The sequence below is a fragment of the Sphingomonas paeninsulae genome, assembly GCF_003660165.1.
Lineage (GTDB): Bacteria > Pseudomonadota > Alphaproteobacteria > Sphingomonadales > Sphingomonadaceae > Sphingomonas_O > Sphingomonas_O paeninsulae.
The window spans coordinates 156061-172566 of sequence record NZ_CP032828.1 but is presented as its reverse complement, the minus strand read 5'-3'; the positions used below and the strand labels follow the sequence as shown (position 1 = coordinate 172566).

8 protein-coding genes and 5 pseudogenes are annotated in these 16506 nt (G+C 57.3%); 6 read left to right on the top strand and 7 right to left on the bottom strand.

Annotated features, from left to right (window positions below):
* Positions 1-80: 80 nt before the first annotated feature.
* Positions 81-2540, bottom strand: coding sequence for a TonB-dependent receptor (locus D3Y57_RS01995; RefSeq protein WP_121150876.1), 2460 nt, complete (start codon positions 2538-2540; stop codon positions 81-83).
* A 388-nt stretch (positions 2541-2928) separates the two neighbouring features.
* Here D3Y57_RS01995 and D3Y57_RS20625 point away from each other — a divergent pair.
* Positions 2929-3740: pseudogene (locus D3Y57_RS20625) on the top strand (IS3 family transposase); the annotation flags it as partial.
* Between the two features lie 245 nt (positions 3741-3985).
* On the opposite strand, the pseudogene D3Y57_RS01980 reads toward D3Y57_RS20625, so the two are convergent.
* Positions 3986-5195, bottom strand: a pseudogene (locus D3Y57_RS01980) (IS110 family RNA-guided transposase).
* A gap of 93 nt (positions 5196-5288) precedes the next feature.
* Between D3Y57_RS01980 and D3Y57_RS01975 the strand changes: the two are divergent.
* The 4 genes and pseudogenes from D3Y57_RS01975 to D3Y57_RS01960 all read left to right on the top strand — a co-directional run.
* A pseudogene (locus tag D3Y57_RS01975) lies at positions 5289-5524 on the top strand (transposase); the annotation flags it as partial.
* Positions 5525-5749: 225 nt separating this feature from the next.
* The gene (locus D3Y57_RS01970) at positions 5750-7117 is read left to right on the top strand and encodes an IS110 family RNA-guided transposase (protein WP_121150870.1); all 1368 of its coding nucleotides are present in this window, start codon (positions 5750-5752) and stop codon (positions 7115-7117) included.
* A pseudogene (locus D3Y57_RS01965) lies at positions 7118-8008 on the top strand (IS3 family transposase); the annotation flags it as partial.
* 217 nt (positions 8009-8225) lie between these two features.
* Positions 8226-8537, top strand: a pseudogene (locus D3Y57_RS01960) (integrase core domain-containing protein); the annotation flags it as partial.
* Between the two features lie 180 nt (positions 8538-8717).
* On the opposite strand, the gene D3Y57_RS01955 reads toward D3Y57_RS01960, so the two are convergent.
* The 5 genes from D3Y57_RS01955 to D3Y57_RS01935 all read right to left on the bottom strand — a co-directional run bounded on the left by D3Y57_RS01955 (position 8718) and on the right by D3Y57_RS01935 (position 14506).
* Complete coding sequence (locus tag D3Y57_RS01955; RefSeq protein ID WP_162986885.1) at positions 8718-10229, bottom strand: class I adenylate-forming enzyme family protein; 1512 nt, start codon at positions 10227-10229, stop codon at positions 8718-8720.
* A 25-nt stretch (positions 10230-10254) separates the two neighbouring features.
* On the bottom strand, positions 10255-11244 hold the full coding sequence (locus D3Y57_RS01950) for an acyl-CoA dehydrogenase family protein (RefSeq protein WP_162986884.1): 990 nt from the start codon (positions 11242-11244) through the stop codon (positions 10255-10257).
* Positions 11245-11249: 5 nt separating this feature from the next.
* Positions 11250-12389: an acyl-CoA dehydrogenase family protein gene (locus D3Y57_RS01945; protein WP_121150864.1), complete on the bottom strand. Its 1140-nt coding sequence runs from the start codon at positions 12387-12389 to the stop codon at positions 11250-11252.
* Positions 12390-12395: 6 nt separating this feature from the next.
* Positions 12396-13223, bottom strand: coding sequence for an enoyl-CoA hydratase (locus tag D3Y57_RS01940; RefSeq protein ID WP_121152057.1), 828 nt, complete (start codon positions 13221-13223; stop codon positions 12396-12398).
* A 281-nt stretch (positions 13224-13504) separates the two neighbouring features.
* Positions 13505-14506, bottom strand: a complete 1002-nt coding sequence (locus D3Y57_RS01935) for an NADP-dependent oxidoreductase (protein ID WP_121150862.1) — start codon at positions 14504-14506, stop codon at positions 13505-13507.
* Positions 14507-14689: 183 nt separating this feature from the next.
* Here D3Y57_RS01935 and D3Y57_RS01930 point away from each other — a divergent pair, with 183 nt between their 5' ends.
* Positions 14690-16465: an N-acyl-D-amino-acid deacylase family protein gene (locus tag D3Y57_RS01930; RefSeq protein WP_121150860.1), complete on the top strand. Its 1776-nt coding sequence runs from the start codon at positions 14690-14692 to the stop codon at positions 16463-16465.
* The last annotated feature ends 41 nt before the right edge of the window (positions 16466-16506 follow it).

Genomic DNA, 16506 nt, shown 5'->3' with positions numbered 1-16506 from the left:
TGACTACCCGCGAAACATACCCGCGAAACATACGCGACCTCCCGGGGCACTACCGCGAACTCTAGCGGCGCGTCCATTCCCTATCGTTGCAGCGTTGGAGAGCTTCGTTCAAAAGTGAACTGTAGCCTCCAATGCAATTTCGCGCGCTTGTGGTGTGACTGCAAAGTAAGACCCTGCTGATCCCCCGGCGCGTCTAGGACAACTGCTTTATAGCGCTGGTTAAAGATGTTGCGACCGATCAACGCGAGCTCCCATTTGTCATCTGCCTGCTTAAAGCGAACCGATCCGTTTACGCGCCAGAAGCCCTTCTGCATGGAATAGGGGTCATCCGAATCTTCAGTAAAATATTTGCTGGAATAATTGGCATCGGAAGAAAAGCTCAGCATATAGGCGTCCCCCAATGGGACATCATAAGAACCGCCAAAATTCAGCGAAAGATCCGGTGCGCGCGGCAGCGGTTTCCCGGCCAGGTTCTGAGAAAGCGTGGTTGTTCCCGGAATGATATTGCAACCGGTGCCCAAGGTCGTTTGCCTCTGGTAACAGGTAGCGTTCGGAAAGCTGAGATAACGCGCTTTATTATAGCCCAGTGCACCACGAACCGTCAGCGCGCTGCTGATCTTCCAATCGATATTGGCTTCGACGCCGCGCGTACGTGCTTCTGCCGCATTCTTGATCTGATAGGTAATCGTTTGCGCGTCAAAAGTGGAAAGCTGAAGGCCTTTGAAGTTATAAGAATATGTGGTCAACTCAAGACGTAATGTGTGATCAAGAAGGTAACCCTTAAACCCGACTTCGCCGCCCTTTGCGCGTTCCGGACCGAACTGAATTGTATCCGACGTATAGAAGTTCCGCAACGTCCCCGGATTAGAAAACCCACCCGATTTATAGCCCGTTTTATACGCTGCATAAATAGTCGTATTTTCAATTGGATGCCAAGTCAGTGTCGCCTCTGGCGACCAGTTGGAGCTTTTCTGTGAGGCAATTAGCGGGCTTCCAGGTGCGCGAAATCCGTTCGGTGTTGAATTCAGAAACACCGGATTAACGTAGGTGTTACGAATATTTAGGTCTTTATTCTCCTTGGTGTATCGCGCGCCGCCAGCCAACTCCAAATTGGATACGATATCCCAACGAATTTGGCCAAAGGCCGAATAGGTATCGCCGGAGACATCACCGATTCGGTGAAACTGATAGAATACGCCCGTCGCAGGATCCGGAGCCAAGCCTGCAATGCGGGAAATGCCTTCGCTTCGCCGCTTCGAGTGATCATAATACGCGCCTATTACAAAGTTCACTGGCGCATCGAAATCAGAATTCAAACGCACTTCATTGGAAAACGTCTCGGCGCGCTCAGGACTTGCGGCATAAATCTGCGCATTTGAACTACCTTGGGCGTTGGCAAATAATGCGGTGGTTAGCCGAGTATAGCCAGCCACATTCGTTAGCGTCAGATTATCGAACTTGTAGTTCATGGTCAGCGAGCCAAGCAGAGTGTGTTGGTCGAGAAAAGGCTTTGATCCACTGCCAGGCCAATCAGCAACGAACGCAGTTGGCGGCGCAGTGGCCGCGGTTTTATTATTGAAAGCGCAATCGTCCTGAGTATCGGGCAAACCAAGCCCGGTCGGAACGACCCCGGGCGCACAGAACACTTGCGCTGCGCTGTAAGGATCGTCCGACTTGTAGCGACCAATTAATACTTTGGCAGTGGCATCGAAGCGAGAACTGGGTGCCCATTTCAGAGTGCCGCGGCCTGCCAGCTCCGTCGCACCACCAAGTCGGCCCTCCCACGCCCCAGGAAATGGATACGCGGCAAGCCCTGCAGCCAGATCTGGCGCCGGTAAGGCGACATCTTTCAGATAACCGATAGACTTGGCAGCGTGAAATGCGAACCGTCCCTGCAAAGTGCTCGTCAGTGGCCCTGAAATTGCGCCCTCGATATATTTGTTATCAGCGGCGAATTCAAAACCAGTCCGAACATATCCTTCGAAATGATCAGTGGGGTCCGCGGTGGTGATGGAAATTACGCCCGCAGGGGAATTCTTGCCGAAGAAAAGCGCTTGAGGACCCTTTAAAATTTCAACCCGCGCCAAATCGAACTGCGCGGATGTGACAATCCTACCTCTGCTGATCTGTACCCCATCAACATTGATAGCGACTGTCTGTTCAATGCCGGCGTCCGATTGCCCCGATCCCAGGCCGCGAATGGCAAATGAGGCTCCGTTGCCGGAAAATCCCTTCGAGGTCATGACCTGCGGTGCCAGCTGCGTAATTTTGTCGATATTGTTTGCGGAATAGCGCGCCACATCGGCGCCGGACAGCGCCGTGACAGCAACGGGCACGTTGATCATTGATTCCGAACGACGACGTGCAGTTACGATGATATCCTCGAGGCCGACGTCTTTCGCTTGGGCGACGACCGTCTTATCGCCCGCTGATGCGCCGGCAGCACTTGGCTGTGCATCTTGCCCGAAAGCAACGGCAGGAAAACTGATAATTGCAACGCCCAACAGTAAACTGCGGCGGGTAAAAGAGCTCTTGGACATATCGCCTCCCCATTTTTTTGTTCCGCGCCCTCAAGATAAAGGGTTTGCGTTGTGCATGCGGTGGATGGAGCTTAAGGGCGAGTACATTGCCGAGCAAAGTTTCAAATCGTTAGCTTGACCGTAATTCCATTTGGGATCGATTTAGCCGATTTACGGGTTAACGAAGCCACAAGTGGATGCACAGATTGGCAAATCAACCGCACGTAACTCTCGTGAAAGTGTGAAAGCGACTGAGAGCTAGACTAGAGGCTGACGGATATCGACCGCGCCGCACGGGTATTTCATACTGCAACCGCAATTGGCTGGCGAATGCTGAAATGCGGAATTTGTGACGTGCTCCCAATAATTCATGCCATTGTTAAGTTAGCTCGTCGAATGGAGACGAGTGATGCGGCGAGGCCGATCTACCGAAGATCAGATCATAGGCGTATTACGTGAGCATGAGGCTGGCGTAAAAGCGGCCGACATGTGCCGCACGCACGGGATCAGCGATGCGACATTTTACAACTGGAAGTCGAAATACGGCGGGCTGACGGTGTCCGTCGTCGTGCGGTTGTGCGCGCTGGAGGACGAGAACCGGCGGCTGAAAAAGCTGCTGGCGGAATCGATGCTGGATGTGTCAGCGTTGAAGGATCTGCTCGGAAAAAACTGACCCGGTCTGCGGAGCGCTACGCTGCAGTGGAGAAGCTGATGGCCGATCACGGCTTCTCCGGGCCTCGCGCCTTGCCAAGCTGATCGGGGTCAACCGGTCGGCATGGCAATATGAGCCGCTGCGCGGGCAGGACGATGCTGTGCGTGTGCGGATGCGCGAGATCGCCAACGAGCGTCGCCGGTTCGGCTATCGACGTCTGGCGGTCCTGCTCAAGCGAGAGGGAAGCGGGATGAACCTGAAGAAGGTGTATCGATTATACCGAGAGGAGCGACTTACGGTGCGCAAAGACGGCGGGCGAAAGCGAACGCTCGGCACGCGGGCACCAATGGCGATCCCTCAGGAGCCCAACCAGCGATGGAGCCTCGACTTTGTCAGTGATGCATTGGCCTGCGGCCGGCGGTTCCGGATGCTCAATGTCATCGACGACTATAGCCGGGAATGTCTGGCCTGTATCGTCGACACATCGTTGTCGGGTTCGGCGGGTCGTTCGTGAACTGGTAACGATTGCCGAACGTCGCGGACTGCCGTGTACGGTGGTCAGCGACAACGTCCTACGTCGGGAAGCAGCGGCAGGTTTGGCCAGCAGATATCTATGCGCCGACAACCATCGGCGCTGCATGCATTGTGAGCCAGATGGCTTCCACCGTCAACGGGATCGCTCCCTGCCATAGCAAACACAGGATCCAGCGGTGCCGAAGCAGCCGTGGTCCTCACCGTCCTTAAAACGAGATACGCACCCAGGTGGAAGGCCCGAACATTATCTACAGGGTCGCTCTCGCGCCCTCACGGCACATCAGAGAGGGGTCCTTCCACCTGGCATCCGACCGTTCGAGGAACGGCCGGTACTCTGTCCCCATCTTGATGACGGCGTGAGCCACGCGCGCCATTTTGGCGGTGAGCGCCGTCATCGCCTTGCGGCGACGATCGGCATCGTCCGCGTGCCCGGCGGTATATCGTCCGAGCTTGTCGCGGAAGCTGTTGTCGCGCTGACGCGCGGCGACCTGGGCGGCCATCCAGAATGTACGACGCAATCGTGCATTACCGTACTTGGACAGCTTCGTGCGACCGCGGAACGTGCCGGACTGGCAGGTTGCGAGATCGAGGCCGCAGAACTTGAGGAACTGGCGGTGATGGCTGAAGCGGCGAAGGTCGCCTGCCTCAGCCAGGATCGTCAGTGCGTTGATCGGTCCGATGCCGGGAATATTGCGCAGCAGTTGGTAATCGACATGCTCTGCGAGCCGGGCATGGGCGAGCTGTTCGATCTCGTCGCGCTGGTGGATGAAGCTGCGACCTTGCGCGATGACCATGCGAAACATGGTGATCGCGACCGAGTCCTCGGGCACCGGCAACGCCGCAGAACTGCAGGCGGTCTCGTACAGATCGTTGATCAGCCGGGCCTTGGAGACCTTACGCCCGATCAGTGGCCATGCCTCCGCCGAGAACGCTTCCCGATCAAGCGCAGTGATGCTGGATGGGGTCGGGAACCGCTCGATCAGTGCCAGGAACCAGTCCGACCGGATGTTGCCGGCGAAGCGCGCAATCTCGGGGAAATAGAGCCGCAGGTAATGGGTCAGAATCCGATGCCAGGTCTGTGTGTTCATCTTGGAGACAACCTCGTGGGTCTTCGACAGCTCCTGAAGATCGTTGATTCCGGCGGCGAGCGGATCGACATAGCGCTGGGTCGCGCCGATGCGGAGCATGTGCAGAATGACCTGCGCGTCCTTAGAATCGTTCTTGTCCCAGCCGTTGTGCAATGCCTCGCGGGTTCGGGCCAAGGCAACCGATGAAATGAGGCGCAGCTCGAACCCCGCGGTCAGCAGGCGGTGCGCGAGGGTCCGGTGATAGTTGCCGGTCGCCTCAAACCCGACAACGATGGGGCGACCGATGGCAGCGAGCTGTTCGGCAAAACCGTCATAGTCCTCCTTGGTGGCCATAACGGTCATACGTCGACGCCGGCCGCCTTCCGGTCGCTCGATGAGGACCTCTTGCCGGTTCTTGGACATATCGATCGCTACCAGCACAGCGTCGGCGTGGACTTGTAACGGTTTTGCGCCGGTCACTTGAGAGTTTAAAACTCGTTCAAGGAGACCGACGAGATGATCAAGCATACCGAAGAGTTCAAGCGGGAGGCGGTGCGTATTGCGCTGACCAGCGGGTTGCCACGTGACCGTATTGCGTCGGATCTGGGGTCGGCAGGTCGACGCTGGGCAAATGGCTGTCACAGCATCGTCCGGCTGACCTGGTGCCAGCGCCGCAGGCAGATTTAGCCCGCGAGAATGAACGTCTGCGCCTCGAGAACCGCGTACTCAAGGAGGAGCGGGACATCTTAAAAAACCGTCCCGGGCTGGGCCCGCCTGTGTGCGGTAGAAACGGGCCGTGCTACTGTATTGGCGGAAGGGTCGCGGCCGATGGCTTATTGGTGGCATGATCCCCGTTAAAAAACGTGGCCCGTGGGTGTTTGCGAACTTGAGAGTGGTGACGCCGTATTGCGACGATCCCGGTTAGGAAGATGACGTTTAGCATCACCCATACCCTTCTGCTTTGAAGGAGAAATGGAATGGCTAAAGCAAAATCCAAAGACATTGATGCGTTGTCGATGGTCAACCCTGGTGCCGCCGCAATCGACATCGGTTCGACCATGCACATGGCGGCCATAAATCCCGAGGCTGACAATAAACCGGTACGAGCATTCGGCACATTCACCGGCGACCTGCACGATATGGCCCGCTGGTTCAAAGAATGTGGCGTCACGAGTGTGGCAATGGAATCCACCGGCGTTTACTGGATCCCGGCCTATGAGATCCTGGAGGGACACGGTTTTCACGTGATCCTGGTCAATGCGCGCTACGCCAAGAACGTACCCGGCCGCAAAACCGATGTCAGCGATGCTGCATGGTTACAGCGGCTTCACAGCTACGGGTTATTACGCGGCAGCTTCCGTCCGGAGGCCGAGGTGGCGACGTTACGTGCCTATTTGCGCCAGCGCGAGCGACTGATCGAATATGCGGCTTCTCATATCCAGCATATGCAAAAAGCGCTGATGGAGATGAACGTACAGCTCCACCATGTCGTCTCTGATATCACCGGTGTGACGGGCATGCGGATTATCAGGGCCATTGTCGCGGGAGAACGCAAACCCGGCGTCCTTGCCGAAATGCGCGATATCCGTTGTCACGCCAGCGTCGAGACAATCTGTGCAGCGTTGTCGGGGAACTGGCGGGATGAGCACATCTTCGCACTTTGCCAGTCGCTGGCTCTGTATGATTTTTATCAGACCAAAATCGTTGAATGTGACCGAAAGCTGGAAATCGCGCTTCAGAACCTTGCAGTCGAACAAGGTCACGATATCGGAAACCTACCCAAGGTGCGGACCAAGACAAAGCAGCCGAACACGCCAGACTTCGAGGTCCGTTCGGCGCTTTACCGTGTCCTCGGCGTCGACCTGACACAGATCCACGGGATCGGCCCATCATTGGCGCTTAAGCTTGTCGGTGAATGCGGGACAGACCTTGCCGCATGGCCCAGCGCCAAGCATTTTACATCGTGGTTATGCCTGGCACCGGGGAACAAGATATCGGGAGGTAAGCTGCTCTCGTCGAAAACACGTAGGTCATCAAGTCGAGCTGCGGCGCTGTTACGCTTGGCCGCCACGACTATTGGCCGTAGCGACACTGCCCTTGGTGCCTTTTACCGCAGACTGTCAGCACGCGCCGGAAAGGCCAAAGCGGTGACCGCGACGGCGCGCAAAATCGCAGTCCTGTTTTATAACAGCCTGCGTTACGGCATGAAGTATCATGATCCCGGTGCCACCCAATATGAGGAACGCTATCGCTCGCGGGTAATCGGCAATCTCCAGCGTCGCGCCAAGGCGTTCGGCTTTGCCTTGCACGAGTTACCGGCAGCACCTGAAATGGCTGTTTCTTAGGAAGGCCACGCAGTTCTTCGCGAGTCAGCGGCCATGAGGTTCGCATTCGTGGAGAACTGGCGTCATATATGGTCTGTTGAGACCATCTGCCGGGTGATGCGGGTCAGCCCTCGCGGCTATCGTTCCTGGCGGTCACGACCGATCAGTCGTCGGGAGCGGACAGACATGAAGGTGCTGGCCCATATCCGGGAACAGTATAGCCTGAGCCTTGGCAGCTATGGTCGTCCGAGGATGACGATGGAGTTGAAGGAGGCAGGCCTCGACGTTGGCGAGCGCCGGGTCGGGCGACTGATGAAGATCAACGGGATCAAGCCAGTTCGTACGCGCAAACACAAGGTGACAACTGACAGCAACCACCGCCTGGGGGTTGCGGCAAACTGGCTTGACGGTGACTTTGCCGCCGACGTACCCAACCGTAAATGGGCGGGCGACATCACCTACATCTGGACATCAGAAGGCTGGCTCTATCTTGCCGTCATTCTCGACCTGCATAGCCGTCGTGTGGTTGGTTGGGCTGTCAGTGACAGGATGAAGAAGGATCTGGCGATCAGGGCGCTCGATATGGCGGTACGCCTGCGTCAGCCACCTGAAGGCTGCCTGTTCCACTCCGATCGCGGCAGTCAGTATTGCTCCTACGACTATCAGAAGAAATTGCAGGCCTACGGCCTGCGACCCTCGATGAGCGGCAAAGGCAATTGCTACGACAATGCCTCTGTCGAGACGTTTTTCAAAAGCCTGAAAGCAGAACTCATCTGGCGACGAAACTGGCCAACACGGCGACAGGCGGAAGCTGCCATCTTTCAATACATCAACGGCTTCTACAACACACGTCGCCGCCACTCATATCTCGGCGGCATCAGCCCGCTCGCGTTCGAAGCCAAGGTGGCTTAATGAAATAGGTGACCGGCACGAAACCGATACAAGTCCAGCGGGTGTAGAACAGAGCTTGGTCATGGTCGGTCGGCCTCCAAAGTGTTGTCTCGACAACTTCACTTTAGACACCTGCTGGCCGGCCATGACTTGCCCGGATGAAGCCTGCGGCCGCTACGCGGCCTTGTCTTCATCAGGGCCACAGCAGGTCCCGAACCGGCCCTTCCCAATGTGCTATGGCACCAAACTGACCAGCCATGCCGTTCTGGCCTGGTGTCAGGACACAGGCGTCGAGTGGCATTACATCGCACCCGGAAAGCCGCAGCAGAATGGATATGTGGAATCGTTCAATGGTCGCTTGCGCGACGAGTGCCTGAACGAGCACCTGTTCCCCTCACTTGCTGCGGCAAGACGGATCATCGAGGCATGGCGGACGGACTATAACACCGTGCGCCCGCACAGCAGCCTTGGCGGGTTGGCACCCGCCGTGTTTACCAACCGCCCCCGCCAGGGGCATAACGAAACCGAAGCAAACTTATCAGCGGCCTGAAAACGGGGAGCACGTCATTTGAATGGGCGCTGGCGCCGATGCCGCCTTTGGCGTTCCTAGAGCGCCCCTGACAAAACAGCGGGATTGTAGCTGGCGAAACAATGATCCAGGACAAGCCCTCAATTATCCACCGTCTCAGTGCGCGAGTGAAGGTCAGTAAAGGCCCACCCGCGCGTCGTATCAGGAAGTCGCGAGCTTCGCATTCGCGAACATTGCTAGCACGGCTTCACGGTCGACTTTGAGCGACGGATTACGCGGCAGACGGTGCACTATGCGGAATTCGACCGGTATCTGATAGGCCAGCAATTGGTCGCGCAAGAAGGTTTTCATCTCGCCGTCCTCCAGATTATAACCATCGCGCAGGGCCAGCACCGCGACCGGGACCTCGCCCAGGCGATCATCCTTCATGCCGACGACAGTCGCTTCCAGTACAGCACTATGTTTGGATATCGCGTCGATGACAGGAACCGGCATTATTTTAAATCCGCCGCGATTGATCGCATCGTCGGCACGACCATGCAGGAAAAGGAATCCATCGCTGTCGATTGAAGCGAGGTCAGTCGTCGCGATCCAGTCGCCTCCGATCCGATCGACTCTCAGATCAAGAATGCCAACTTCGCCAGCATTCAGCGCCGCGCCGCTTTCGGCGTCGCGGACACGCAATTTAACGCCCGGCCGAGCTCTGCCCGCGCTGCCGCGCTTAGACTTCGCATAGATAGCATGATCAGCCAATGTCCAGAGCACGACGACACCACAAAATTCGGTCGCGCCATAAGCCAGCAGAATGGAGAGACCATATTTATCCTCGAATGCGTCCTGAAGTCGCGGACTAAGCGCCGCGCTACCGGTTCGGAGGCCAACTAGGCTGCCGAGATCTCCTGCAGAAACACCCGCATCCCAGATAGCACTGATGGCCGCTGGCGCGAGCCAAGACACCTGCGGTTCGACCCGCTTCACCGCGCTCAGCCATTGATCTACGCCAAATTTATCCAGGAGCGCCAACGGCCAGCCCTGAATACCTGCTGTCACGACGGCATAAAGGCCACCGATGTTAGCAAGAGGAGCAGGCTGAACAAGGGGACTGGCTTGACCATCCTTACCCATGCCCAGCCCTGTTTCGCGGAAGTTGATCGCGGCATCCTCCGCCGTCAACTCGAGCGTGCGCCACGAAATCGGAATGCGTTTTGGAACGCCGGTGGTACCGCTGCTTAACATCTCGATCGCCACCCCGGGTGTGACCTCACGTTGTTTGCCGCGCATAGCCCGATTGCCCTCAGCGACGATCTTGATCGGACACGCAGGATCCTTTGTAGGCTGCAGGGCGATTGCTCCAGTGGTCCGACAAACCGTAAGCGTTTCTTCGGTCCAATCTTCACTATCGGCTAGAATCGCAGGAAGTTTAAGCTTTTCTAATTCCTTGGCGAGCGCGGCAGGGGTAAATGCCGAATAGATCATAACGGTCGTCCGACCTGTGGCGAGCAGCCCGTAGAGTGAGGCAATGTGCGGCATCCGGTTGCGGGCGACCAGACCGACCGGACTACCTGTACCCAACCCAGCCTCGGTCAGGACGGCGTCGAGCTGGCTAGCAATAGTGTCTACCATGCTCCAGCTGTACCAGATCTGCCCGTCCTCGATCGCGCGCAGGTCGGGGTGCCTGGTGAGCGCGTCCTTGATCCGGGCAAAGTAGCTCAAGTGGTTCTGACTTTCCATGGATAGATCAGGCGGGAAAGGAGGCGGTCAGCAGGGCGGTGCGGTGAACAGTGGCATCGCCGCCAAGCTGATCGAGCACGCGCGCGCGTTTGACGAAGCGATGCGAGTCGAACTCAGAGGTGAAGCCGATGCCACCGTGAACCTGGATTGCACCGGTGCTGTTTTCGGCCGCCGAACGCCCGGCCAGCAGGCAGGCCGCATGGACCTGGAATGGTGATCCGGGTGCGCCATCGCGTTCGGCGATCGTTGCGAACAGCAGCTGAGCATAAGCCATCTCGCTCGCCACCGCCATATCGGCACAGCGATGCTTGATGGCCTGGAAGCTTCCAATCGGCTTGCCAAATTGGATGCGCTCCTTGCCATAGGCGACGGCCATGTCACGCGCCTGCTCGCCCAAGCCAACCTGCATGGCCGCTATGAGCAACTGATAGTGCCGCGTATCCGCAGCAGTGCCGACCATTAGAGGTTTGCCGACGATCTCAGCCCGTTCAAGTCCTACACTGTCGTCAAGAGAGCGGGCCTGCCCCTTCGGACGCAACGCCTGCCTCTCGAAAATAGACAATCCCTGTTCGTCTCGCAAAACGACCAGATTCGCGCGATCGCCGTCGATGACGAGCAATGACCCGTCGCTGGTACAAACGGCAGGCGCGGCGCGTGTTGTGCCGGCGGCAATCGCCGCGACGATCTGGTCTTGCCGTTCACCGGCAGCCAGCACATGCGCCGTAACCGTCGTTGCCACCGCGACGGGCGAAATCAGTGCACGGCCGAACTCGCGAAAGACGAGAACCTCTTCGGCCATACTAAACCCGGCCCCGCCAAGCGCTTCGGTCAAGGCGATAGTAAGGTAGCCGAGCTCGGCGATTTCCGCCCAACGGGGAAGTTCACGCCGCTTCTCGTTTTCCAACCGTAATCTCGAAACCGGGAACTCATCGCGTACGTAACGCTGAACGGCATCGACGATCTGCAACTGGTCATCATCAGGGAGAAGTTGGAGCATTTGTACTATCCGCGGGGAAGGCCGAGCACGCGCTCGCCGATGATGTTGCGCCGGATTTCGGAGGTGCCCCCGGCAATCGTCTGACGAAAGCTGTCGAGGTAAGCGACGCCCCATTTTGAGGACCAGGAATCCAGATCAAGCGAACTCGATCCAATGATCTCCATCGCGACGCGATGAACGCGCTGATTGAGTTCGCCATATCCAAGCGCGATCATTGAACCTTCGGGCCCCGGCGTATCACCCGGCCGGGAGATGCCCATATAGGTCATAGCGCGCAACGCCGCTATTTCCGCGCGGCAATTTGCCAGCTGCGCATGGATTGTGTCGGTGGCGCCACGCGGCGAGTTGGCTATCGAGATCAACTCCTCAATGGCGTAAGCCAGACGACTAAGATGACCAACATAACCGGTGCCGCGCTCGAAGCCCAGCGTGGCCATGGCAACGTTCCAGCCATCGTTGACCGCACCGACGACATTGGACAGTGGGATCCGCACATTTTCGTAGAATACTTCGCAAAAGTGCTCATGCCCAGCCATTGTGCGGATTGGCCGAACCTCGATACCAGGCGCGCGCATGTCACAAATTACCCAAGTCAGCCCGTTATGCTTGGGTGCACCCGGATCCGTACGGACAAGCAATTCTTGGAAATCAGCGACATCGGCGTAGCTCGTCCATATTTTTTGGCCAGTGACGACAAGATGATCGCCCTCAATCACCGCGCGGGTGCGTAGACCGGCGAGGTCGGATCCTGCTCCAGGCTCCGAAAAGCCCTGGCACCATACGGACTGACCACTGAGGATGCGGGGCAAGTGAAAGCTCTTCTGCTCTTCAGATCCCCGCACGATCAGCGTCGGCCCGCCATGATTGAGAGCGACGACGAGGCATGCCACAGGCGGCGCCCCTGCGGCGGCATATTCTTCGAACCAGATCAGCTGCTGGATTGGCGTCGCTCCGCGTCCGCCATATTGCTTCGCCCAGGGAATTCCCGCCCAGCCACCGTCATATTGGCGCTTCTGCCAGGCGAGTTCGAAGGCCCGGAGTTCCGCGCTGTGCGAAGGGGGACGTTCTTGCGGAACATTGTCGGCCAACCACGCGCGCGCTTCCGCACGGAAGTTTCGATCTTCAGGGCTGAAGTTAAGATTCATGAATGGTCAAGCCTTGACCTCAGTGCCGACTGGCCGCCCGAAGGACGTCTTGCCACCCTTCGCAGCATTATCCTGACGCTCTTGCCAAACCCGCTGATATTCGGCGCTGACATGGGAAAGCTGATGCGCGTCGAAATGTGCCGTCAGTGCCGTGCGGAACCCCGCCGCGTCCAGTGTCCGGTTGAGCGAGCGCTTGATTAGCCGCAGGCCGAAGGGGGGTGCCGAAGCAATATGTTCGGCAAGTTTGAGCGTCTCGGCTTCGAGATCCGCGCGCGGGACGACGTGATTGATCATGCCGACCTCCAGACCTTCCTGCGCTGTGATCCTGCGGCCAGTAAACAGCATTTCCTTTGCCTTTCGCATGCCAAGGACATGGGGGTGTATCAGCATTTCCACCGCGGCTGCGCCCAGTGTGTGCCCTGTCGGATCTGAAAAGAATGCGTCATCCGAAGCTATCATCAGATCGCACATATTGGCGACCATGAAGCCCGCCGCGATGCATGCGCCCTGAACCTGCGCGATTGTCGGCTTAGGCATGTCATAAATGCGCAAGCCATATTCGAAATAGTGCTCTAACTCATATTCGTAGCGCTGTTCGACCGTTGGATTTGGTCTATCCCGAATCGACTCTTTCAGGTCATGGCCCGCCGAGAAGTGATCACCCTTGCCTGCAAAGATCACCACATGGACGCTCGCGTCGGCGCTGGCTCGCTGGACGGCATGATCGAGCTCCTCGAGCAGCTGCCGACCCTCGGCATTGCGCACTTCGGGGCGATTGTGCCAGAGTCGCAAGACCGGACCAAGTTGCTCGTAGATAATATGCTGATAATCCATCATTATTCCTGTCTTTAGAAGTGAGGCGCGGCCAGCTCCAAAGCTTGGCAGCCAGCGTCGATCGCCACCGTTGTTCCGGCGATGGAAGGGCGGCCGAGGCAAGTGATTTTCGCTACGATCTCATCAGCTCACCGGTCCCTTCCGCGAAGATGCATGCTGGCGGATCGACGACCCTCGGGAAGAGGAGGCGTTCGTCGGCTCGTCGGTCCAACCATACACATTAACAATCAAGGTACCCACAACTTCAAAGACTGCGGCCGCCGGCCTGAGCTTCTCGTCCGTTAGGCAACCTGCAGCAACAGCTTCCCGCGCACCTGACGTTCTTCGAGCAAACGATGGGCTTCAGCGACTTGCACCAAAGGGAGTACCGTCACTTCAGGCGGCTTTACCTTGCCTTCCACCATCAGCTTCAGAATCTCTCTCATGTCGGCTTGGGCCGTGGCGCGATCTACGACCTTGACCATCGCTCGCTTGCCCTCGCGCTCCGCTTCCTCCGAAGTTGGGCTTTCATCATCGCTATCGGACAGGGTTATGATGCGCACATCGATGCCACCTGACTTCAATAAAGAAAGCGGCTCCTTCAGGCTGTGGTAGCCAACACAGTCAATTATAGAGTCAAAACCCTCCGGCCGCCATAGACGCGCAGCATCAGTGATGGAGCCCGCATCGTAGAATATGAGGTGATCAGCACCCATCTGACCAACGTAGTCACCATTACGTGTGTTACACGTGGCGGCAACCTGCGCCCCCAGAACCTTGGCGAACTGTACTGCAAAACCCCCGACGCCGCCCGCGGCGCCATGTACCAAAACAACTTGCCCTGGAGCCACGCCTCCGGTGTGGGCCACAGCTTGATAGGCGGTGAGCCCGGCAACGGGCATCGTCGCTGCGTCGGTTATGGAGATGCCATCAGGAATTTTGGCAGCTGCATTCTCCTTGGTTACAGCAAATTCCGCGTAGGAGCCGGGGGCGCCAGAGCGTTGATCGCACCGAAATACGACACGATCACCCGGCACAAATTGCGTCACGCTTGCTCCGACCTTGTCAATTGTGCCTGCGCCTTCAAGGCCTAGAACAAAAGGGAAATTTGTCTTGAACGAGGCGAATCTCTGTCCGAACCCTTCGCGGAATTTCCACTCCGCTGGGTTTACTGCCGCGTATTGAAGCTTAACCCGGATTTCATCGGGTCCGGGTTCTGGGCTCGGCAGATCAATCAGCTTCAACTGATCGCCACCGCCGAACGCATTGATCGCCATCGCTCGCATAAAACTCCCCTTTATCATCGCTGGATTCGTCTCTTCAGTTCTCGATTTTCATCAAAACGCTGGATGGCGCAACTGCGAGCGGGAGGCATTCCATATGGACTTTGCACGAGGAATGGCGAGGCGGTGCGTACAGATATCCCAAGTGCTGGTATGGTTGCACGAGGCCGAAAGTAGGGCCGCGATGCAACCCAAAGGTGCCCAATGATTAAGTCGACAGATCTGCTCGTCCGCAATGGTTTGGTATATGATGGAACCGGCGGCGAACCATATCAGGCGGATATTGCGATCAGAGACGGCCTGATCGTTGAAATCGGGAAAATAGAAAGCGTCGGGGGCGAGGAGATCGACGCGGCTGGTTGTATCGTTACGCCTGGCTTTGTCGATATTCACACCCACTACGATGGACAGCTTATCTGGGCCACAAAGATGCTGCCGTCATCGTGCCACGGCGTAACGACCGTGGTAACCGGCAATTGTGGTGTTGGCTTTGCGCCTGTTCACCGCGGGGATGAGGCGCTTTTGATAAGCGCTATGGAGGGCGTCGAGGACATTCCTGAAATCGTTATGAGCGAAGGGCTGACGTGGGAATGGGAAACGTTCCCTGAATTCTTGAACGCGGTCGAGAAGCGTCCGCATGACATCGACTTCGGTGTGTATCTTCCTCATTCTGCGTTGCGCATCTACGCCATGGGATCAAGAGGCGCAGCACGAGAACCCGCTACCGACGCCGATCTCAGCGAGATGAAGCGGCTTGTCGCCGAAGCGATAGCGGCAGGTGCGATGGGCGTCGCGTCCTCCCTCGTCGACGCTCATCGACGCGCTGATGGAGAGCACCTTCCGAGTTGGGAAGCGCACGAGCACGAACTTGTCTCCCTTGCTACGGCAATCGGCGGTCGGCAGAATGGCGTCTTCCAGCTCGTTCCCGAATTGAACCAGCCAGAGGAAGAAGAAACCCGCCTTCATGTCTCCATGTTAGAGCGAATCTCGCAGGTGAGCGGGGTACCCGTAACATTCACATTGGCGCAGTCTAACCGGTATCCCGATCGATGGCGCAAGATCTTGGGCTGGGTCGATGCGGCAAACCGTCGTCCCGGCGTCGAGCTGCGACCTCAAACATTTCCTCGCCCGGTCGGAATGCTGTTGGGCCATAACTTGTCAAATAATCCTTTTCTATTGTGCCCGAGCTACGGACCATTGGCTAGTCTTTCGCTCGATGAGAAAATGGTTGAATTGCGGAAGCCTGACGTCCGCGCCAGGTTAATTTCAGAAACGCCAATGGACCCCACACTGCCGCTTAACCGCTATGGCCGTCTGTTCGAGCGAATGTTTTATTTGGGCGATCCGCCCAACTATGAGCCGGCCCCAGAGGAAAGTATGGTCGAACGGGCAGCCAGGATTGGCGTGACCCCGGCAGAGCTTGCTTACGACCTGTTGATGGAAAATGATGGCAACGCGATATTATATTGTGCCTTTGCAAATTTTGGAGAAGGCAATCTAGACTTCGTTGTCGAATTGACCGGTCATCCCGATGCCGTGATTGCTTTGGGGGACGGAGGCGCACACTATGGCTTGATCTGTGATGCAAGCTACACAACGTTCATGCTAACCCACTGGGTGCGCGACAGAAAGCGCGAGAGAATGCCACTTTCTCACGTTATTAAGGCGTTAACGGTAGACCCCGCCAACTTGGTGGGTCTCACAGATCGGGGCCGTATCGCTGTTGGTCTTAAAGGTGACTTGAACGTCATCGACCATCAAAAGCTCCGGCTGTACTCGCCTGAGGTTTGTTACGACCTACCTGCGGGCGGCCGGCGCCTCCATCAACGTGCGGAAGGCTATCGCTGGACGATCGTTAGCGGGGAGCCCATTTTCAAAAATGGGCAGGCTACAGGAAAACTTCCAGGACGCCTCGTCCGCCGTGGTCATAGCGCGAGGGAGGTTGCGTCGCACTCCCCAACAAGCGCCGAGGCGTATTGATGGCTTCTCGGAACTCAACATGGACATGGACGCGGACCGAC